Below are 19,881 nucleotides of genomic sequence, written 5' to 3'. Positions count from 1 at the left end.
CCACCCGTTCCTCCCCAGTGACGACGAGTGAGCGTCCATCCACCTACCCCGCGGAAGATGGCGCTCAAACCCGGTCAGGAGGGGAGATGCGTAGCGAGAATCTTCAATAGGTCCTGCGCACCGTAGGGCTTGTCGAGGAACGCGTCGCAGCCCGCGCTCATCGCGGCGGCCCGCTCGTGCGGCAGGACGCTCGCGGTCAGCGCGATGACCTGCGGGCGGCTCGCCTGGGTGCTGAGGTCGGCGGCGAGGCTGAGCCCGTTGCCGTCGGGCAGGTTGACGTCCAGGAGGATCACGTCGACGTCGTTCGCCGCGAGCGCGTCGCGGGCCACCTCGAGGCTGCCCGCCTCGACCAGCTCGACCTCGCGGATCGCGTCGTCGGTGGCCCGGGCCAGGATCGCCCGGACCAGCACCCGGTTCAGTTCCTCGTCCTCGACGAGGAGCACCTTGCTCATGTCTGCCGGCCTCCGTTTCCGCGTGCGTCGGACAGTGTGCTGGCCACGGCGGCCAGGTCGACCCATTCGCGGACGCCGTCGGACGCGGCGGCGCTACGGGGCATGGTGCCGATGACCTTGCCGGTCAGGCGGACCCGGTCGGCATCGGACAGGTCGGGCTCGGTCAGCGCCAGCACCGGGATCCCCCGGGTCGCCGGGTCACCCTGCAGCCCGGCGAGGAGCGCGAACCCGTCGACGTCGGCCATCTGCAGGTCGCAGATGATCAGGTCGAAGCGCCGGTCGCGGGACAACCGCAGCCCCTCCGGCCCGTCGTCGCAGGTGACGACGTCGATGCCGCCGTCGCGGAGGTGCTGCTCGACCACGTGCCGGGTCTGGTCGTCACGGTCGACCACGAGCACCGAAGCGGTCTCCGCGCCGCCGGACGGCACGACGTGCCGGGCGAGCTGCGCGAGCAGCAGGTCATGGTCGACGGGCTTGACGAAGAAGTCGGTGGCGCCGAGCGACATGCCGATCTTCCTGTCGTCGATGATCGTGGCGAAGAAGACCGGAATCCCGCGCAGCGACTCCTCATGCTTCAGCTCCCGGATCACGTCCCAGCCGTCCAGGCCGGGCATGACGACGTCGAGGAGGATCGCGTCGGGCATCCAGGTCCGCGCCGCCGCCAGTCCCTCCTCGCCGCTGGGCGCGACCCGCACCTGGTAGCCGGCCGCGGCGAGGTAGGTCTTCAGCAGTTCGGCGGCGCGGGCGTCGTCGTCGATGATCAGGACCCGGCCGCGGGCGATGCCGACCGGATCCGCGACCGGCGAGGTGGCGGGCAGGTCGGCGGGCATCTCGGCGGTCGCGTCCGGCAGTCGTACGGTGAACCGGCTGCCCTCGCCGAGCGCGGACTGCAGCGCGATGGACCCGCCGTGCGCCTCGACCAGCCGGCGGGTCAGCGCCAGCCCCAGCCCGGTGCCGGCCTGTCGCTGGGCGGCGCTGCCCACCTGCTGGAACTCCTCGAACACCCGGGCGTGGTTCTCCGGGGCGATGCCGATGCCGCTGTCGGCGACGGTCAGCGCGACCTCGCCGGTGTGCGGGGCGGCGCTCAGCGTGATCCGGCCGCCCTCGGGGGTGAACTTGATCGCGTTGGACAGCAGGTTGTCCAGGATCTGCCGGAAGCGCAGCGGGTCGGCGCGGACCGCGACCTGCGGCACGGCGATCAGCACCTCGAGGCGCTTGCGGTCGGTGAGCGGCCGCAACCCGGTGATCACCTCGTTGACCGCGACGTCGAGGGCGAGCGGCTCCGGGTTGAGCTCCAGCCGCCCCGCCTCGACCTTGGCCAGGTCGAGGATGTCGTTGATCAGGCCGAGCAGGTGCCGTCCGCTGTTGTGGATGTGCTCGACCCAGTCGGCGGGCACCATGCGCCGGTCGCCGTCCGGCTGCTCGGCCCGCATCAGGTCGCTGAAGCCGATGATCGCGTTCAGCGGGGTCCGCAGCTCGTGGCTCATCCCGGCGAGGAAGTCGCTCTTGGCCTGACTGGCGTGGGTCAGCGCGTCGACCGACCCGGCCAGCTGCTCGGCCATCCGCCGCTGCTCGGCCAGGACCTCGCTGCGCTCCGCGAGCACCTGCGCCTGCCCGCCGAGCACCGCGGTGAGGCGCAGGTCGTCGCCGGTGAACAGGGCACGGTAGCGGTCCAGCAGCAGCACGATGCCGCGCTCGTCCGGGCCCAGCGGCACCTCCAGCGCCGTGACCAGCTTCGCGCCGGTCGTCCGCGCGTAATATCCGGCGAGCTCGGGCGGCGGCCTGCGGGTCATGACGGCGATCGGCTGCCGGGCGGCCAGGAGCGGGTCGAGCTCCGTGGCCGGCAGGTCGGGCATCGGATCGTGCGGCAAGGTCGCGCCGGACCGGCAGACCGCGGCGACCTGCTCGACCCGTCCGCTGCGGGTGGCGCGCAGCAGCACCACCACATCGGTGCCGGACGTCTCGTGCACCACCTGGACGAACCGCCGCCACACCTGGCCGGTGCTCACGGTGGCCGGCAGCCGCTGGAGGTCTTCGGTCGCCTCGTACCAGACGGTCGCCGACATCATCCGGCGCAGCCAGGCCGGTGGCATGAACGCGATGAGATAGCCGACCGCGGAGACGAGTGCGACGACCCGCCCGGCCGGTGCGAGCCAGCTGGTCTCGTTGGGGTAGAGCGCCGCGCCCGTGTAAAGGATCAGCATCATCACGACGAACGCGTAGGTCGCGGCCGCCGCGAGCCGGAGCCTGGCCCTGGCCGCGCCGGAGCGGGACTGCGCGCCGAGCAGCAGGAAGGTGCCGGCGATCAGCTCGGTCACGGTGAACGTGCCGGAGGCCAGCAGCAGATACCCGATGCCGAGCGGGCGGGGTGCCGCCGCGACGGCCACGACGCTCACCAGCAGCGAGACCAGCAGGAGCCGGTCCAGCCAGGTCGGCACGTGCCGCAGCCGGGCGGTCAGCCGCAGCGTCAGGTACGGCTGCAGCATCAGCAACGCCGTCGCGGTGGCGTTCACGGCGATCGGCAGCGGCCGGTCGGCGATCTCGCGGACCAGCCCGTTGACGCCCACCACCGCCTGCGGCAGGAAGATGAGCGTGATGTCCCGTTGCATCGGGTCCCGGCTGGCGAGGTATCCACCGAGCGCGCGCAGGAACACCGCGATTACCAACACAGCTGTTACTAGAGTTATCATCCGACTACGCCCCGTTACGACTTGAACGGGACTCACTCTAGCCAGGGGGACGGATGGGCGAGACAGAACCGGCCGACGAGCTCGCCCTGCTCCGGGCCGAGATCGCCGACGGCGCCCACGACCTTTCCAACGCTTTGGGCGCGATTCTCAACTATGTGGCGTTTCTGTCCGAGGACCTCGGCGACAATCCGGTGGCCGCGGACTACCTGCCACACCTGACCAGCGCCGCGCACCGGGCGCTCGGCGTCGTCGAGCGCCTCAGCGCCAGCGGCGCTCGTTGAGGCGGGTCACCGCCGGCGGCGCTTCGTTGCGGCGGGTCACCGTCAGCGGCGCTTCGTTGCGGCGGGTCAGCGGCGCTCGGACAGGCTCTTGCAGCGCACGCACAGGGTGACCGACGGGAAGGCGGTCAGCCGGGCGACCGGGATGTCCTCGGCGCAGCGCTCGCACCGGCCGTAGGTGCCCTCGTCGAGCCGCTCCAGCGCCCGCTCCACCTGGTCCATCCGGCCCCGGATGGTCAGCGAGAGCGCGAACTCCTGGTCCCGGCTGAATGCCTTGGTGCCCAGGTCGGCGACGTCGTCACCGGCGTCGGCCACCCCGGCGATCGTCATCTCGGCGACCGCCTCGGCGTATTCGCCGGAGAGCTCCTGGTGGCGCGCGGCCAGTGCGGCACGGAGGTCCGAGGAGCGCTGCGCGCCGCCGGCAATCGTCATTTCTGGCTGGACGAGCATCGTGGGCCCCCTGTAATCGCGCTGTCACCGCGTTCGACTGGGTTCCGGTTTGCCCTTCCGTGACGTGCCGCAAACCTGTCTCTTGGCCGACTCTGCCCGCCGCGTCACTGTTCAACACCGCCCGGAGCGGGCACCATGAATAACGTGTTCACCGTGGAGCCCGACACCGGAGCGGTCACCGTCGAGGTGCCGGCCGGGGAGGCCCGTCAGGCCAGGCGGGTCATCACGGGTGCGCTGAGCTCCTGGGGCCTGCCGCATCTCACCCGGGCCGCGGTGATGGTCGGCCACGAACTCGTCGCCAATGCGCTGCGCCACGGCATGCCGCCGGCTGCGCTGCGCCTCCTGTGCCGCGACGGCGCGGTGCTCATCGAGGTCGGCGACGGCAGTCCCGCGATGCCACGGATCGCCGAGATCGACAACGAGACCAGCATGTCGGGCCGGGGCATGTTCATCGTGTCGCGGCTGGCCCGCTCGTGGGGCGTGCGAGCCATGCCCACGGGCAAAGTCGTCTGGGCCGAACTCGTCTGACCGAGAACCGCCCCTGCCGACCGGCGAAGTCGTGTGGGCCGAACTCGTCTAGCTGACCACCCCTGCCTACGGGCAAGGTCGTCTCACCCGGACTCGTCCGGTGGCCTTTCCTAGGCGGCCTGTCGTTCGTCCCGGATCGGCAGGATCTGGTCCAGACCGGTGATCTCCAGCGTCATCGACACGTCGTCGTTGGGGTTGGCGACGATCAGGGTCGCGCCCTTCTGCTGTGCCCGGCGCCAGCAGCCGACCAGCGTGCCGAGCCCGCTCGAGTCGATGAAGGCCAGCGCGGTCAGGTCGATGACCAGCTCCGTCGCGCCGCTGTCCAGCTGCCCGACCACCTCCGTGAGCAGCTTCGGTGCGGTGTCCAGATCCAGGTCACCCACCGCGTCGAGTCGTGCGCGCCCACCCTCGCGATGGACCGACAGCTCCCAGACCGTCTCGTCGTTGACCACGTTTGCGCCTTGTCCCTTCGCGAACCGAGCTGCGGACCCGCTACTGATCGCTGGTCAACAGTGTGTGGTACCCATTGGGCGGACTTCAAACGCTCACACCGTTTGACCCGGTCCGGGAGACGACGCAGACTCGGAGGGTGAGCAGCGATCTCGAGTTCGTGGGGCGAGCCCCGAACCCGCTCGACGACGCTGCGATGCTGGTCGTCGCGCAGCGCCGGGCCCAGTTCCTCGCCGACGCCAGCCTCCAGGTCTCCGGTTCTCTCAACCTGCCGCACACCGTGCGGCGTTCGCTCGCCGCGTGCGTGCCGCACCTCGCCGACTTCGCGCAGATCATGCTCATCGGGAAGGACGGCGCGGCGTACACCGGCCTCGTCGTCGGCAGGTCGGGCACGACGTCGACCATCCGGCGCCACCCGGACCTCGACGGGGTCAACGGGCAGGGCAGGCTGCTGGTCACCGGCCGGCCCGAGCTGCTGCACGTCTCGCTGGACCAGGACCCGCTGGAGCCCGACGGCCTGGTCGCCCTCGTGCCCGACGAGCAGATGCGCGCGCAGGTCGCGGCGCTGCGCCCGGCCGACGTGCTGGGCCTGCCGCTGACCGCCCGCGGCACCACCTTCGGCACGCTGACCCTCGCCCGGCGCACCGGCTACGGGTTCGTCGCCGAGGACATCTCCGTCGCCGAGGAGCTGGCGGTGCGCATCGCGCTGGCGATCGACGCCGCCCGGCGCTACGCGGAGCGCGCAGGCGTCGCGACCGTCCTGCAGGCCAGCCTCCGCCCGCCGGAGCTGCCGAAGCTCGACGGCAGCCTGCTCGCCGCCCGCTACCGCCCGGCCTCCGGCGACGCCGAGATCGGCGGCGACTTCTATGACGCGTGGGGCGAGGACGACGACTGGGCGTTCGTCCTCGGCGACGTCTCCGGCAAGGGCGTCGAGGCGGCCGTCGTCACCGGTCAGGCCCGGCACACCGTCCGCGGCGCCTCCGCGGTCGACCGGGACCCGGCCGCCGTGCTCCGCGCCCTCAACACGATGCTCGACGGCACCACCTCCGGCCGCTATGTCACGGCCCTCTACGGCCGCGTCCGCCGGTCCGCCGGCGGTGGGCTGCACGTGACGGTCGCCTCCGCCGGCCATCCACCGCCGCTGCTGGTCCGCGCGTCCGGCGACGTCGAGGAGGTGCGGGTGCGCGGCCTCGCCGCCGGTCTCGTCGCCGGGGTCGAATACACCCCGGCCCAGGTGATCCTCGCGCCCGGCGACACCCTCGTGCTCTACACCGACGGCGTCACCGAGGCCGGGCACCACAGCGTCCGCGACGGCACCCGGCGGCTCGCCGACCTGCTGGCGCAATACGCGCAGGCCGGCCTCGCCGCAATGGTCGAGGCGATCGAGATCGCGGCTCTCGAAGGCTCCGACGGCATGCAGCGCGACGACCTGGCCGTGCTGGCACTCCGAGCGGCTGGCTCATGACCAAGGGCGCCGCAGGCGACCGGCCCATGACCAAGGAAGCTCCGAACCGCAGCCTCGCGGCCAAGGGCCCCAAGGGCACCGCGGGCGGGCGGATCGCGACCAGGAGCGCTCCGAACGGTCGCCTCGCGACCAAGGGCGCCGCAAGCGACCGGCTCGTGACCAAGGAAGCTCCGAATGGCCGCCTCGCGACCAAGGGCGCTCCGGGCGGGCGGCTCGCGGCCAAGGGCGCCGCGGGCGGGCGGCTCGCGGCCAAGGGCGCCGCGGGCGGGCGGCTCGCGACCGAGGGAGTTCCGGGTGGCGGCCGGCCCGTGACGCAGACGCTGCGGATGGCCGGCTCGTGACCCAGGCGCTCGACTTCCGGCCGTATTTCGACCACCTCGAGCGCCGCGACGCGAACGGCGCCGTGCGGCACGCGCTCGACCTGATCGACGGCGGCGCCGACCCGGTCGGCGTCCTGCTCGACGTCGTCGCCCCCGCGCAGGAGCAGGTCGGCCTGCGCTGGGCGGAGGGCTCGTGGACCGTCGCGCATGAGCACGCCGCGACCGCGATCAGCGAGTCCGTCGCCGCGGCCGTCGGCGCCCGCATCCCCGTCCCGGCCGCCCCGCTCGGGCACGTGATCCTCGCCTGCGCGGAGCGCGAGTGGCACGGGCTGCCCGCCCGCCTGGTCGGCCATTGCCTGCAGGCGGCCGACTGGCGGACCACGTTCCTCGGCGCGTCGATGCCGGCCCGGCAGTTCGCCCGCTTCCTCGACGACGTCGACGCCGACGCGGTCGCGATCAGCTGCTCCGTCGCCGCGTCGCTGCCCGCCGCCCGCCGCCTCATCGACGCCGCCCGCGAGGCGGGCCTGCCGGTGCTGGTCGGCGGCGGCGCGTTCGGCCCCGACGACACCAGGGCCAGGACACTGGGCGCGTCCGGCTGGGCCAGGGACGCCCGCGGCGCGGCGACCGTGCTCGCCGAGCTCGTCGCCGCGAGCGAGGCGGCGACCTGGACCACGGACCGCGCCCGGCACGCCGGCGCGGACGAGCACGCCGAGATGGTGATCCGCTTCGCCGAGTTCCGCGCCGCCGCCCGGCACCGCTGGCTCGACGCGCCCGGCGACCCGTCGGACCGGCACGGCCTGGCCGACGACGCCGTCGACCACGCCCTGCATTCGCTGTCCGCGGCGCTGCTCACCGACGACCCGAGGCTGCTGCGGGAGGCGAGCGACTGGCTGACGGCCCTGTTCGCGGCCCGGGGCGAGCCGGTCGGCGCAGTGGAAAGCCTGTGGCGGTCACTGCGCCAGACCGTCGGCGAGCCGCTGCCCGAGGCGGCCCGGCACCTGAAGTCCCTCTGATCCGCGCACGGGGTCGCATACTGGTGACATGATCGCGGTGACGGGGTCGTCCGGGCAGGTCGGCGGCAGGGTGGCGGCGGCGCTGCCGGACGCGCGGCGGCTGACGCGCAAGGACGCCGAATACGGCGACACGGACCGGATGCGCCGGGCGCTCGACGGGGCCGGCACCCTGTTCCTGGTCTCGGCGAGGGAGTCCGCGGACCGGCTCACCGAGCACCGCAGCGCGGTCGACGCCGCGGTCGACGCGGGCGTCGAGCGGATCGTGTACCTGTCGTTCGCGGGCGCGGCACCGGAGTGCACGTTCACGTTCGGCCGGGACCACTGGCACACCGAGCAGCACATCCGGCTGACCGGCCTGCGCTGGACGTTCCTGCGGGACAACCTCTACCAGGAGATGCTGCCGATGCTGGCCGGCGCCGACGGCGTGATCCGCGGGCCCGCGGGCGACGGCCGGCTCGCCGCGGTCAGCTACGACGACGTCGCCGCCTGCGCCGTCGCCGCGCTCACCGGCGACGGCCACGACGGGAAGACCTACGAGCTGACCGGGCCCGAGGCGCTGAGCATGCACGAGGTCGCCGAGCGGCTCGGGGTCCGCTACGAGCCGGAGACCGTCGAGGAGGCGTACGCGTCGCGCGCCCACTACGGCGCGCCGGCGTTCGAGGTCGCCGGGTGGGTCAGCTCCTACGAGGCGATCGCCAACGGCGAGCTCGCGGCCGTGAGCGACGACGTGCCGCGCCTGACAGGTCGGGCCGCGAAGCCCCTCAGTGCCCGATGAGAACCACCCGCGCCTGACAGGTCGGGCCGCGAAGCCCCTCAGTGCCCGATGAGAACCACCCGCGCCTGACGGGCCGCCCCGCCGCACGCTCAGTCCCAGGTGAGCAACTGGTCGACCGGCGTGCCGCGCCTGACGGGCCGCCCCGCCGAGCCGCTCAGTCCCAGGTGAGCAACTGGTCGACCGGCGCGTGGTCGTCGGTGAGCACCGTCGCGTCACCGGTGAAGGCGCGCAGGTCGTCGCCGGTCAGCGAGTCCGGCGCGGGACGCAGGGGCGCCGTGGAGGCGAATACGACGAAGTTGCTGCCGGTCTCGCCGCGCAACGCCGCCGCCGGAGCCACGAGCGTCACGAACGGGAATACGGCGGCGATCGTGGCGACCTCGGCGCGGACGAAGCGGCGGGCCGGCCCGTCGATGACGTTGAGCGCGTAGACGCCGCCCGGGCGCAGCACCCGGCGGACGTCGGTGACCAGCTCGCGGGTCGTCAGGTGCCATGGCACCGCGAGGTGCCCGAAGGCGTCGCCGATGACCACGTCCCGCGACGCGGACGGCCGGCGGCGCAGGTTGGCGCGGGCGTCGCCGGTCTCGACCCGCAGCAGCGGCCCCGTCCGCAGGCCGAGGCTGCGGCGGTCGAGGTCGACGAGCGCCGGGTCGAGCTCCAGGACGAGGTTGTCGCTGCCGGGCCGGGTCGCGGCGACATACCGCGGCAGCGTGAACCCGCCGCCGCCCAGGTGCAGCACCTCCAGGGGTCCCGGCGGCAGACCGTCCAGGTAGGACCCGATCCACTGGGTGTAGGAGTACTCCAGGTGGGTCGGGTCGTCGACGTCCACATAGGAGTGCTGGGCGCCGTTGAGGAACAGGGTGCCGTCCTGCACCGAGGCGCAGGTGTAGGCGGTCTCGACGTCGCACGGGTTGGGCGTGACGATCCCGATGGGCACGCCGATGGCGACGAACGCGAAGGCCGCCGACAGGTTGCCGCGGCGCCGCCAGTACCCGCCGAACGCGAACCCGGCAAGGGCCAGCACACCGGACAGGCCGAGCAGGATGACGCTGGTCGGCACGGTGGCCACCAGCACGAACCCGGTCGCGAACGTCGCCGTGATCGCGCCGAGGGTGCCGATGCTGGACAGCCGGCCCACCACCCGCCCGGTATGGGACAGCTCGAGCAGCTGCAGCTTGACCACCAGCGGGGTGACCGCCGAGAGCAGTGCGGCCGGCGCGAACAGGGCCATCGCCGCCAGGAGCAGCACGCTGGTGGGCTCGGTGCCACGCAGCCACTCGCCGGCGACCCGGATGATCGGCAGGGTGGCGGCGGTCGCGGCCGCGCCGAGCAGTAGCAGCGGCGACAGGAGCTTGCGCTGGTCGATTCGGCGGTCGGCGAGCCAGCCGCCGGTCCAGGCGCCGTAGGCGATCGCGGCGAGGGCCACACCGATGATGGCGGTGCTGCTCGACAGCGTCACGCCGACGTACGGGCCGACGAGCCGCAGCCCGACGATCTCCAGGACGAGCACGGCGCCGCTGGTCAGGAACACCAGGCCGGCGGCGATGCGGTTATTGAGGGGTGTCGCGGCAGTCACGGCTCTAGCATGGGGCACATGTCCGATTCGACGCGCATACCCGCCAAGCCCACCCTCGATGGACTCGAGGCGCGCTGGGTAAAGGTATGGGACGTCGAGGGGACCTACAGGTTCGACCGGACCGCGACGCGCGAGGACATCTTCTCGATCGACACGCCGCCGCCGACGGTGAGCGGGGCGCTGCACATCGGTCACGTGTTCTCCTACACGCAGACCGACGCGATCGCCCGCTATCAGCGCATGCGCGGCCGGGTCGTGTTCTACCCGATGGGGTGGGACGACAACGGCCTGCCGACCGAGCGGCGCGTGCAGCTGACGTACGGCGTGCAGTGCGACCCCTCGCTGCCCTACGACGAGCATCTGGTGATCACGAAGACGGCGGGCGGCCCGCCGCAGAAGATCAGCCGGCGCAACTTCATCGACCTGTGCGAGCGGCAGACCGAGGTCGACGAGCAGGCCTATGAGCAGCTGTGGCGCAATCTCGGCCTGTCGGTGGACTGGTCGCTGCTCTACACGACGATCGGCGACCGGGCGCGGACCGCGGCGCAGCAGGGCTTCCTCAACAGCCTCGCCCGCGGCGACGCGTACGCGGTGGACGGCCCGACGCTGTGGGACGTGACCTTCGGCACCGCCGTGGCGCAGGCCGAGCTGGAGGACCGTGAGCGGCCCGGCGCCTACCACCGGGTCCGCTTCGGCGACTTCGCGGTGGAGACGACCCGGCCGGAGCTGCTGCCGGCGTGCGTAGCGCTGGTCGCGCACCCCGATGACGAGCGCTTCCGGCCGCACTTCGGCACCACCGTGCGCACGCCGCTTTTCCACGTGGAGGTGCCGCTGCTGGCGCACCCCCTCGCGGACCCGGCGAAGGGCAGCGGGCTGGTCATGGTGTGCACGTTCGGCGACCTGACCGACGTGACCTGGTGGCGGGAGCTCGACCTGCCGTCCCGGACGGTGATCCAGCGCAACGGTCGCTTCGGCCTGCAGCCCCCGGCCGGTGTCGAGGAGGACCTCTACGCCCTGGTCGCCGGGCTCACCGTGCACCAGGCGCGGGAGAAGGTGGTCACCGCGCTGCGGGCCTCCGGAGATCTCGAGGGCGAGCCGCGGCCGATCACGCACGCGGTGAAGTTCTACGAGAAGGGCGAGAAGCCCCTGGAGATCGTGGGCACGCGCCAGTGGTACATCCGCAACGGCGGCCGCTCGCCCGAGCTTCGGGCGGCGCTGCTGGCACGGGGGCGCGAGCTGCAGTGGACGCCGGCGCACATGCGGACCCGCTATGAGCACTGGGTGGAAGGGCTCACGGGCGACTGGGTGATCAGCCGGCAGCGGTTCTTCGGGGTGCCGATCCCGCTGTGGTATCGCCTGGACGACGACGCCCACCCGGTCTACGACGACCCGATCGTGCCCGCGACCCTGCCGATGGACCCGAGCAGCGACACCCCGCCCGGCTTCGAGGAGGCGCAGCGCGGGCAGCCCGGTGGGTTCGTCGGCGACCCGGACGTGATGGACACCTGGGCGACGTCGTCGCTGTCGCCGCAGATCATCGGCGGCTGGCTCGACGACCAGGACCTCTTCGGCCGGGTGTTCCCGATGGACCTGCGCCCGCAGGCGCACGAGATCATCCGCACCTGGCTGTTCTCCACGGTGCTGCGCGCGCACGTGGAGCACGACGTGCTGCCATGGAAGCGGGCGTCGATCGCCGGCTGGATCGTCGACCCGGACCGCAAGAAGATCGGCAAGTCGAAGGACAACGCGGGCGACTCGCCGGAGGCGATGCTGGAGCGCTTCGGCGCCGACGCCCTGCGCTACTGGGCGACCAGCGCCCGGCCCGGGGTGGACACCGCGCTGGACGTCAACCAGATGAAGATCGGCCGCCGGCTGGCGACGAAGCTGCTCAACGCGAGCCGGTTCGTGCTCGGCTTCCCCGCCGCCGGCGACGGTGCCGTCACCGAGCCGGTGGACCGGGCGATGCTGGCCGCGCTGTCCGCGGTGGTGGCCGAGGCGACGGCGGCCTTCGAGGCGTACGACTACGCACGCGCCCTGGAGCGCACCGAGCAGTTCTTCTGGTCGTTCTGCGACGACTACCTGGAGCTGGTGAAGGCGCGCGCCTACGGCGAGGTGCCGGGCGGCGACTCGGCGCGGGCCGCGCTGACCACGGCGCTGTCGACGCTGCTGCGGCTGTTCGCGCCGTTCCTGCCGTACGTGACCGAAGAGGTCTGGTCGTGGTGGCGGTCCGGCTCGGTCCACCGCGCACCCTGGCCTGACATGTCCGAAGAATCTGACATGTTGCCTCTATCGGTCGCGACGGCGATCCTCGCTGCCGTGCGCAAGGCCAAGTCCGCCGCCCAGCAGTCGATGAAGGCCGAGGTGGCACTGCTGACGGTGGCCGGGCCGGCGGCGGTCGTGGAGCAGGTCAAGGCGGACCTCACCGCGGCCGGCAACGTGCGCGAGTGGGCCGTCACCGATGCCGGGGAGCTGTCCGTTACCGTCACGTTGTGATGGAACTCCAGGCCATCGGGGTCCAGCACCCCGCCGTGCGGCAGGTGCAGCACATCCAGAACAACACCGCACCCAACCGCTACAAGCTCTTCGTGGCCGAGGGCCTCTGGGCGCACAACATGCTCCTGGAGGCCAACGCCCCCATCGACACCTTCTTCTGGTGCCCGGAGGCCATCTACGCCGACGAGGCGCACCGGCGGGCCGAGGAGATCGCTGAGCGGGCCGAGCGGTCGTTCCGCGTCTCGCTGCGGACCATGGAGAAGATCTCCGAACGCGACAAGCCCGACGGCCTGTTGTCCCTGGCGGCGCTGCCCCGGTGGAGCCCCGAGGATCTCCGGTTCGGCAGGACGTCGCTGGTCCTGGTCGCTGACGGCCTGGAGATCCCGGGCAACCTCGGCACGCTGATCCGGTCCCTCGACGCCTGCGGCGCCGACTGCCTGGTGCTCACCAACCGCAAGACCCGGCTGACCCATCCGAAGGTGATCCGCGCCAGCCAGGGCACGATCCTGACCGTGCCGACGGTGGAGTTCGAGGACACCGCCGACGCCGTGGCCTGGCTCGACCGGCACCGCTTCACCGTCCTGCTCGCCGACACCGACGAGGCCGTCAACTACCGCCAGGCGGACTACTCGGGCCGCACGGCCCTGGTCGTCGGCAGCGAGCGCTACGGCATCGGCAAGCAGTGGTACGGCCACGGATACCAGCGGGTCGCCGTCCCCATGCTGGGGTCCGGCGACTCGCTCAACGTCTCGGTCTCCGCCTCGGTCCTGCTGTATGAGGCAAGGGCCCGGAAATCCGGCTGGTGAGTTGACCTTGGAAGATCCGACTGGTCGTAGGTAGTCAGATCTTCCAAGGTCAATCGGCGGCTACTTGGGCTGGGCGGCCTGGCCGCGCAGGGAGATGGCCTGCAGGAAGATGTCGCCGATCTTGGCCGGGTCGGGCGCGACGAAGGTGCCGCCGCCGACCGCGTCGGTGATCTGGCGCATGGCCGCCTCGCCGACCTTGTCGCCGATGCCGATCAGGATCACCTGGATCGGCTTGGCCGGGTCGGCGGTCGCCTTGAGCTCGGCGATCAGCTGGTCGAGCGACAGACCGCCGGCGGGGTCGTCGTTCTCGCCGTCGGTCATGACGATGAGCGAGTTGATCCGGCCGTTGTCCCATCCGCTCTGCACGGCCTTGTAGCCGGCGAGGATGGTGTCGTAGAGCGCGGTGTCGCCGTTCTGCTTCGGCCGGATCGTCTGCAGCGCCTGGAGGCACTGGTTGCGCTGGCTGACCAGCGGGCCGATCGGCACCAGCTGCTTGTAGTCCTTCGCCCCGTCGAGCTGGGTCGAGAAGGTCCACACGCCGAGCGCCCACGAGTCGTCGAAGAGCTGCATGCCGCGGCGGGCCGCTTCCAGGGTCACCGTCATGCGGTCCACACCGCCGGCGGTCGGCACCTTGGTGAGCATCGAGCCGGAGACGTCGATGACGGCGAGCATGCGGGCCGGCAGCGTGATCGCCTGCCACTTGACCAGCAGGCCCTCGATCGCGGCCGCCTCGGGCACCTGGCTCGCGGTGAGCGCGGACGGCGCGCCGGTCGGGGTCTGGAAGCCCTTGCCGGCGGCGCCGTCGGAGCCGCGCAGGCCGATCGCGCCGAGCCGGTCGCGGAACGCGTCGCCCTCGAGCGACTTGAGCAGCTGCTCGGCGACCGCGGCGCGCTCGTTGCCGAGGATGACGAACGGGTAGTCCAGGGCGACCGGCGCGGGGTCCGCGTAGATCGCGGCGATGCGGACCGGCGGCTGCTGGGCGTTGTACTGGATGACCGACTGCTCCGACAGCGGCGCGACCGTCAGACCGGCGCTGAGCGCCTGCGGGTCGGAGCCGCGCGGGAACTTCTGGATCAGGTCGTCCTTGATCGAGGACCGGCCGGCGGCGAGCGAGCGCAGCGCGGCGGTGGCGATCTGGGTGGCCTGGGTCGCGTTGCCGCCGCCCGCGGCGGTCGCCGCCCCGGCGAGGGTCATCAGCCCGGCGAGGCCGGTCGAGTCACGGCTGGGCTCGACGATGCCGATCTTGACCTTCTGGTCGCCGGACACCTTGGCGATCAGGTCGGTGTACTTGATCTTCGTCTGCGGCCAGCCGAAGGACGTCGTCGCGATCGGCTCGGGCACGGCCACCACGATCGGGCTGCGGGCGATCGACTTGGCGCTGGCCGGCACGCTCTGCGGGTTCGCCGCGCGCAGGCGCTGGAGCCACAGCGACGAGTCCGGCACCCACACGTCGGGGATGCGGGTCTTGCCGTTGGCCTGACCGACGCCGGTCAGCGACTTCTTCGAGGTCGCGGCGATCGCGGCGGCCACGTCGGCGGACGCCGCCTCGATGACCTCGACGTCGACACAGCTATTACCGGACTTGGCCTCCTCGGCCCAGGCCGTCGCCTGGAGCTTCAGGGCCGGCGCGATGTCCGGCGGCGCACTGATCGTGAGTTTCGTCGACGCGCCGCACGACGGCTGGGAGAACTTCCGGAACGCATACCAGCTGCCGGCGAGGACAACGAGCACGGCGACGGCGGCGGCGCCCATCTTGAGCGCTGCGCCTGACGACCCCGCTGAGCGGTGGCGACCTTTCACGGCTCTTATCCTCCGGACCGGCGGCCTCTGCGGCCTTGTACCTTCGGTTGGAAATCACTGACGGTACGAATCCCAACAAACGAACGCCCAATCTACAAGGCGCCGAAGAATCGTAGTTAAACGAACACGGCTCGCAATCGTGCGCGGACAAACCGCCGCAAGCAGGCATTCCGCTCGCACTTAAATCTGCCCTAATCGATTTTCAGTGTGCCCGGCCGATCACGCAGGGTCACAACGAGTGGCCGATGGTCGGAGAACGGCACCGCCGGGGCGGCCACCCGCAGGACCCGCGGGAGGCGTTCCTGCCCCCGCCGATCGACGAGCACGTGGTCGAACTGCACACGTGGCGCCGGTGACGGGTAGGTCGGCAGGGCCGCGAGCCGGTGCCAGCCGGAGACGAGCCGGGGCAGCCCGCCGGGCAGGTTGAGGTCGCCGAGGAGCACGCGCGGCGCCGGCAGCACCCGCAGCGCGCGGCGGACCAGGTGGAGCTGCCGGATGTTCCAGCCGGGCATGAACGACAGGTGCGTGGTGGCGACCGTCACACGTCCGGCGGGGGTCTCGAGCACCGCGGCGATCAGGACGCGCGGCTCGTCGTCGAGCAGCATGAGCTTCGGGCCGGCGGTCCAACCGGCGAGGATCGGCGAGCGCAGCGGGGCGGCCGGCAGCCGGGTCACCCGCCACTCGACCACCGGATACCGGCTCACCAGGGCCACGCCGTAGTGCGGCTCGCCGCCGTCCTGATCCTCGTCGGTCGCCACCCGGAAGCCCTCCCCCGGCGTGCCCACGACCGCCGGCACGAACATCGCGTGCTTCGCGCCCAGCGCGTCGGCGGCGATCCCGGCCAGGTCGGCGTGGCCGCTGCGGTGCTGGCCCCGGTCGACCTCCTGCAGGCCGAGCACGTCGGTGTCGAGGCTCTTGATCGCGGCGTGCACGCGGTCGGCGTCCACCAGGCCGTCCGTGAGGGACCGTCCGTGCATGAGGTTGAACGTGCCCAGCCGCATGCCTCATTGTCGCCGCTGAAGCTTGCGCACCGCTGTCTTGGCGATCGCCTCGGTCTCCCCCGGGTCGACCTCCGGCTGGCCGAAGTGCACGAGTGTGCAGGTCGTGCCGCCGACGCGGACCGCGACCAGGTAGCCGCTGAGCGTGTACGCGTCGTCGCCCGTCCCGCCGGAGGCCGCCATCCTGAGCGCCGCGGAGTCCTCGCCGAGGCCCGGCAGGCCGGCATCGGCCACCGTCACGCTGGTCGTGTCGCCGGCGGCGTCGGTGTCGGTGAAGGTCCCGCACCGGGTGCCGAGCTCCCGCAGTACATCCACCGCATCCGCGGCATCGGTCAGCTCCTCGGCGAGGAAGGGCCCGGACGCACCGCCCTCGAACCGGACGCCGGTGCCGCCGTCGCGGAACCTGTTGAGCAGGGCGTCGCAGCCGGCCACACTCACCGAGCTGACCCCGCTGACCTCGGGCTCCGCCTGCGGCGGGCTGGTCACGTAGCCGTCGGGCAGGTCCTCGACGGCGAGCATCGGGCTCCCGGCTCCCACACGCGAAGACTCCGGCTCGACGGGTGTCGAACCGGAGTCACATGACGCCAGCGTGAGGGCCAGGGCGAAGCCGATCAGGTAGCCGCGCATCGGGGCCGTTGATCAGGCACTGACGGTCGGCTGGGAGCCCTGGCGCAGCGGGGTCCGCGCGCCGGTGGCCAGGTTGACCGCGGTCACCCACGAGTGGCCCTGGTGCGACGCGGTCAGCACGCCGGTGCGGGCGCTCGCGTAGACCATCTCGCGGTCGTCGGCGGCACCGACCTGGCGGCGGTTCGCACCGTCGGCGTCGGCCTCGGTGACGCGCACCGCGGTGCCGTCCTCGGTGTAGGTCGTCCAGGTGACCTTCTGGCTGTCGGCCCGCCACGCCGGCACGACGCCGAAGCCGCTGGTGCCGCTGCCGCCACCGCCGTAGTAGTCGATCGCGCGCTCGGTGCCGGCGACGACGTTGCCGATGCTCAGGCAGTTGTCGGCGATCGACTCGCACTCGCCGCCACGGAACGCGATCTTGGTGCCGTCGGGCGACCAGGCCACCGCGTCGTCGGTGCGCAGCCGGTCGACCAGCTTCACGGCCGGAGCCTGCACGCTCTCCTCGGGCTGCTCCATGACATAGGCGACCTCGGGGGCGGCCTGGTCGCGGCAGGAGGCGGGGAAGAGCGGCTCGGAGGCGGTGCCGCCCGCGGTGCCGACGCGGAAGACGCCGGGGCCGCCGGTGCAGGACAGCGCCGAGTAGGCGATCCACTTCCCGTCCGGCGACCACGAGGGCCCGCCGGCGGCCCGGTCACTGACCTGGTGCTTGTCGCTGCCGTCGGCGTTCATCACCCAGACCGTGTCGTTGTGCAGGTAGGCCAGCTTCGCGCCGTCCGGGCTGAAGCGCGGGCGGGCGTTGACCTCGTCCTCGGTGAGCCGGGTCTCGGTCGTGCCGTTGCTGCTGTAGATGACCCCGGCGCGGACGTAGGCGACTGTCTTGCCGTCGGTCGCACCGGCGGTCGCGGCGGTGGCGGCGGACGAACCGATCATCGTGCCGAGGCCCGCCAGAGCGGCGAAACCGGCCAGCGTGACTGCCTTGGTGATCGCGTTGCCGTTCATCCGTGCCCCCCGTGTTTCCGTCTCTTCCGTGTGACGCAGAGACCATCGGCGCAACCGTGCCGCACCTGAACGGTTCCCCGCCGGAAACTCGGGTAAATTCCGCCAAACGGACATTCGGTGCGCTGCGTCAAACAATTTGCACTCGCAGTGCCTTTTCAGGACCGTGTCTCAGGGGTGAGTATCGGAGGCATGACTGATACACAGGCCCGCGTGGCGATCGTGACCGGCGCGGCCCGCGGCATCGGGGCCGCGACCGCCCTCCGTCTGGCCGCCGACGGGCACGCCGTGGCGGTGCTCGACCTGGATGAGGGCGCCTGCAAGGACACCGTCGAGCAGATCCGCGCCGCGGGCGGCACGGCCGTCGCCGTCGGGGCGGACGTCGCCGACTCGGGCGCCGTGACCGCGGCCGTGGCGAGGGTCGCCGAGGAGCTCGGGCCGCCGGTGGTCCTCGTCAACAACGCCGGGGTGCTGCGCGACAACCTGCTGTTCAAGATGAGCGACGACGACTGGGACACGGTGATGGGGGTGCACCTGCGGGGTGCCTTCCTGATGAGCCGGGCCGCTCAGGTGCACATGACCGCGGCGAAGTACGGCCGGATCGTCAACCTGTCGTCGTCCTCCGCGCTCGGCAACCGTGGCCAGGCCAACTACTCCGCCGCCAAGGCCGGGCTGCAGGGCTTCACGAAGACCCTGGCGATCGAGCTCGGCCCGTTCGGCGTCACGGTCAACGCGGTGGCGCCCGGCTTCATCGCGACCGACATGACCGCCGCGACCGCCGCGCGGGTCAAGGTGGACTTCGAGGCGTTCCAGCAGGCGGCGGCCGAGCGCATCCCGGTCCGCCGGGTGGGCGTCCCCGCCGACGTCGCGCACACCATCTCGTTCCTCGCGAGCGAGGGCGCGGGCTTCGTGTCCGGCCAGGTCATCTACGTGGCCGGAGGTCCCCTCAATTGAGGCCGGCAGAGCTGGCGGAGGAGTTCCTCGCCGCACACGACCCCAACGCGCTCGAGCCGCTCGACTTCCTGCGGGCCCGCTTCGACGCCGGCCTCGCCTGGGTGCAGTTCCCGGAGGGGCTCGGCGGGCTCGGGCTGCCACGGGAGGAGCAGGCGGGCGTCGAGGAGGCGTTCGTCGCGGCCGGTGCGCCCGACAACAACCCCCGGCGCATCGGGATCGGGCTCGGCATGGCCGCGCCGACGATCCTGCGGCACGGCACCGAGGAGCAGCGGCGGCGCTGGCTGCGGCCGCTGTGGACCGGCGAGGAGGTGTGGTGCCAGCTCTTCAGCGAGCCCGGCGCCGGGTCCGACCTCGCCGGCCTCGCCACCCGCGCGGTCCGTGACGGTGACGGCTGGGTCGTCGACGGTCAGAAGGTGTGGACGTCGATGGCGCACGAGGCGCGGTGGGCGATCCTCATCGCCCGCACCGACCCGGCGGTGCCGAAGCACCAGGGCATCACGTATTTCGTGCTCGACATGACCGCGCCCGGGGTCGAGGTGCGGCCGCTGCGGCAGGCGACCGGCGAGGCCGAGTTCAACGAGGTGTTCCTGACCGGCGTCCGCGTCCCGGACACCGACCGGCTCGGCGCCGTCGGCGAGGGCTGGGCCGTCGCGCAGACCACGCTGATGAACGAGCGGGTCGCGATCGGCGGCGGCGCCGCACCCCGCGAGGGCGGCGTCATCGGCGTCGTGGCCGACCTGTGGCGCGACCGCCCCGAGCTGCGCACCCCGGCGCTGCACGACGCGCTGCTGCGGCTGTGGGTCGAGGCCGAGGCGGCCAGGCTCACCGGCACGCGGCTGCGCCAGCAGCTGGCCGTGGGCCAGCCGGGACCGGAGGGGTCGGCGGCGAAGCTGCTCTTCGCCCGGCTCAACCAGGAGATCTCCGCTCTGGAGCTGGACCTGCTCGGCGAGGAGGGGCTGCGGCACGACGAGTGGACGATGCGCCGGCCGACCGTCGTCGACTTCGCGGGCAGGACGGCCGGCTACCGGTACCTGCGCGCCAAAGGCAACTCGATCGAGGGCGGCACCTCGGAGATCCTGCGCAACATCGTCGCCGAACGGGTCCTGGGGCTGCCGCCGGAGCACCGCCTCGACAAGGACGTCGCGTGGAAGGACCTGCCCAAATGACCGGCCAGCGAAGCGGCTCGGGCCGGTCATCAGGAGGACAGCCATGGGGC

General features: G+C 72.3%; 19 protein-coding genes. 10 read left to right on the top strand and 9 right to left on the bottom strand.

Features of this window, described 5'->3' with window-relative positions; translation table 11 throughout:
- Positions 1–74: 74 nt before the first annotated feature.
- Positions 75–452, bottom strand: coding sequence for a response regulator (locus tag ABZS58_RS03995; RefSeq protein ID WP_354777299.1), 378 nt, complete (start codon positions 450–452; stop codon positions 75–77).
- The gene (locus ABZS58_RS03990; RefSeq protein ID WP_354777297.1) at positions 449–3,121 is read right to left on the bottom strand and encodes a response regulator; all 2,673 of its coding nucleotides are present in this window, start codon (positions 3,119–3,121) and stop codon (positions 449–451) included. Before ABZS58_RS03990 ends, ABZS58_RS03995 begins: the two co-directional genes overlap by 4 nt.
- A gap of 74 nt (positions 3,122–3,195) precedes the next feature.
- Between ABZS58_RS03990 and ABZS58_RS03985 the strand changes: the two genes are divergently transcribed.
- Positions 3,196–3,423, top strand: a complete 228-nt coding sequence (locus ABZS58_RS03985; RefSeq protein ID WP_354777295.1) for a hypothetical protein — start codon at positions 3,196–3,198, stop codon at positions 3,421–3,423.
- A gap of 66 nt (positions 3,424–3,489) precedes the next feature.
- Here the strand turns inward: ABZS58_RS03985 and ABZS58_RS03980 are convergent, their stop codons facing one another.
- On the bottom strand, positions 3,490–3,852 hold the full coding sequence (locus tag ABZS58_RS03980; protein WP_354777293.1) for a TraR/DksA family transcriptional regulator: 363 nt from the start codon (positions 3,850–3,852) through the stop codon (positions 3,490–3,492).
- Positions 3,853–4,014: 162 nt separating this feature from the next.
- On the opposite strand from ABZS58_RS03980, the gene ABZS58_RS03975 reads away from it, so the two are divergent.
- A complete protein-coding gene (locus ABZS58_RS03975) occupies positions 4,015–4,398 on the top strand; it encodes an ATP-binding protein (protein WP_354777291.1) in 384 nt (127 codons plus the stop codon).
- A gap of 110 nt (positions 4,399–4,508) precedes the next feature.
- Here the strand turns inward: ABZS58_RS03975 and ABZS58_RS03970 are convergent, their stop codons facing one another.
- Complete coding sequence (locus ABZS58_RS03970) at positions 4,509–4,850, bottom strand: STAS domain-containing protein (RefSeq protein WP_354777289.1); 342 nt, start codon at positions 4,848–4,850, stop codon at positions 4,509–4,511.
- 137 nt (positions 4,851–4,987) lie between these two features.
- Between ABZS58_RS03970 and ABZS58_RS03965 the strand changes: the two genes are divergently transcribed.
- Genes ABZS58_RS03965 through ABZS58_RS03950 form a run of 4 tightly spaced genes read left to right on the top strand, consistent with a single transcriptional unit; the run spans position 4,988 to position 8,421 of the window.
- Positions 4,988–6,313 carry a GAF domain-containing SpoIIE family protein phosphatase gene (locus ABZS58_RS03965; RefSeq protein ID WP_354777287.1) on the top strand — a complete coding sequence of 442 codons (1,326 nt, stop codon included), beginning with the start codon at positions 4,988–4,990 and terminating at the stop codon, positions 6,311–6,313.
- 26 nt (positions 6,314–6,339) lie between these two features.
- Positions 6,340–6,654 (top strand): hypothetical protein, encoded by a 315-nt coding sequence (locus ABZS58_RS03960; RefSeq protein WP_354777285.1) that lies wholly within the window; start codon positions 6,340–6,342, stop codon positions 6,652–6,654.
- The gene (locus tag ABZS58_RS03955) at positions 6,651–7,646 is read left to right on the top strand and encodes a cobalamin-dependent protein (protein WP_354777283.1); all 996 of its coding nucleotides are present in this window, start codon (positions 6,651–6,653) and stop codon (positions 7,644–7,646) included. The genes ABZS58_RS03960 and ABZS58_RS03955 overlap by 4 nt, the downstream gene beginning before the upstream one ends.
- A 28-nt stretch (positions 7,647–7,674) precedes the next feature.
- A complete protein-coding gene (locus ABZS58_RS03950) occupies positions 7,675–8,421 on the top strand; it encodes an NAD(P)H-binding protein (protein WP_354777281.1) in 747 nt (248 codons plus the stop codon).
- Between the two features lie 154 nt (positions 8,422–8,575).
- On the opposite strand, the gene ABZS58_RS03945 is transcribed toward ABZS58_RS03950, so the two are convergent.
- Complete coding sequence (locus tag ABZS58_RS03945; protein WP_354777279.1) at positions 8,576–9,994, bottom strand: fused MFS/spermidine synthase; 1,419 nt, start codon at positions 9,992–9,994, stop codon at positions 8,576–8,578.
- Positions 9,995–10,012: 18 nt separating this feature from the next.
- On the opposite strand from ABZS58_RS03945, the gene valS reads away from it, so the two are divergent.
- Positions 10,013–12,487 (top strand): valine--tRNA ligase, encoded by a 2,475-nt coding sequence (valS, locus tag ABZS58_RS03940; protein ID WP_354777277.1) that lies wholly within the window; start codon positions 10,013–10,015, stop codon positions 12,485–12,487.
- Entirely contained in the window at positions 12,487–13,293 is an 807-nt protein-coding gene (locus ABZS58_RS03935; RefSeq protein ID WP_354777436.1) for a TrmH family RNA methyltransferase, read from the top strand. Before valS ends, ABZS58_RS03935 begins: the two co-directional genes overlap by 1 nt.
- A 60-nt stretch (positions 13,294–13,353) precedes the next feature.
- Here ABZS58_RS03935 and ABZS58_RS03930 read toward each other — a convergent pair whose 3' ends face one another.
- From ABZS58_RS03930 to ABZS58_RS03915, 4 genes are all read right to left on the bottom strand, one after another.
- Positions 13,354–15,045, bottom strand: a complete 1,692-nt coding sequence (locus ABZS58_RS03930; RefSeq protein ID WP_354777275.1) for a substrate-binding domain-containing protein — start codon at positions 15,043–15,045, stop codon at positions 13,354–13,356.
- 239 nt (positions 15,046–15,284) lie between these two features.
- Complete coding sequence (locus ABZS58_RS03925; RefSeq protein WP_354777273.1) at positions 15,285–16,094, bottom strand: endonuclease/exonuclease/phosphatase family protein; 810 nt, start codon at positions 16,092–16,094, stop codon at positions 15,285–15,287.
- 3 nt (positions 16,095–16,097) lie between these two features.
- Positions 16,098–16,718, bottom strand: coding sequence for a hypothetical protein (locus tag ABZS58_RS03920; RefSeq protein ID WP_354777271.1), 621 nt, complete (start codon positions 16,716–16,718; stop codon positions 16,098–16,100).
- Between the two features lie 12 nt (positions 16,719–16,730).
- On the bottom strand, positions 16,731–17,714 hold the full coding sequence (locus tag ABZS58_RS03915) for a hypothetical protein (RefSeq protein ID WP_354777270.1): 984 nt from the start codon (positions 17,712–17,714) through the stop codon (positions 16,731–16,733).
- Between the two features lie 189 nt (positions 17,715–17,903).
- Between ABZS58_RS03915 and fabG the strand changes: the two genes are divergently transcribed.
- Positions 17,904–18,665: a 3-oxoacyl-ACP reductase FabG gene (gene fabG, locus ABZS58_RS03910; RefSeq protein ID WP_354777268.1), complete on the top strand. Its 762-nt coding sequence runs from the start codon at positions 17,904–17,906 to the stop codon at positions 18,663–18,665.
- The gene (locus ABZS58_RS03905; RefSeq protein ID WP_354777266.1) at positions 18,662–19,831 is read left to right on the top strand and encodes an acyl-CoA dehydrogenase family protein; all 1,170 of its coding nucleotides are present in this window, start codon (positions 18,662–18,664) and stop codon (positions 19,829–19,831) included. Before fabG ends, ABZS58_RS03905 begins: the two co-directional genes overlap by 4 nt.
- Positions 19,832–19,881 lie beyond the last annotated feature (50 nt).

Origin of the sequence: Dactylosporangium sp. NPDC005555, from assembly GCF_040605635.1 — a bacterium.
Classification (GTDB): Bacteria; Actinomycetota; Actinomycetes; order Mycobacteriales; family Micromonosporaceae; genus Dactylosporangium.
This window is presented reverse-complemented; position numbering and strand designations above follow the sequence as displayed.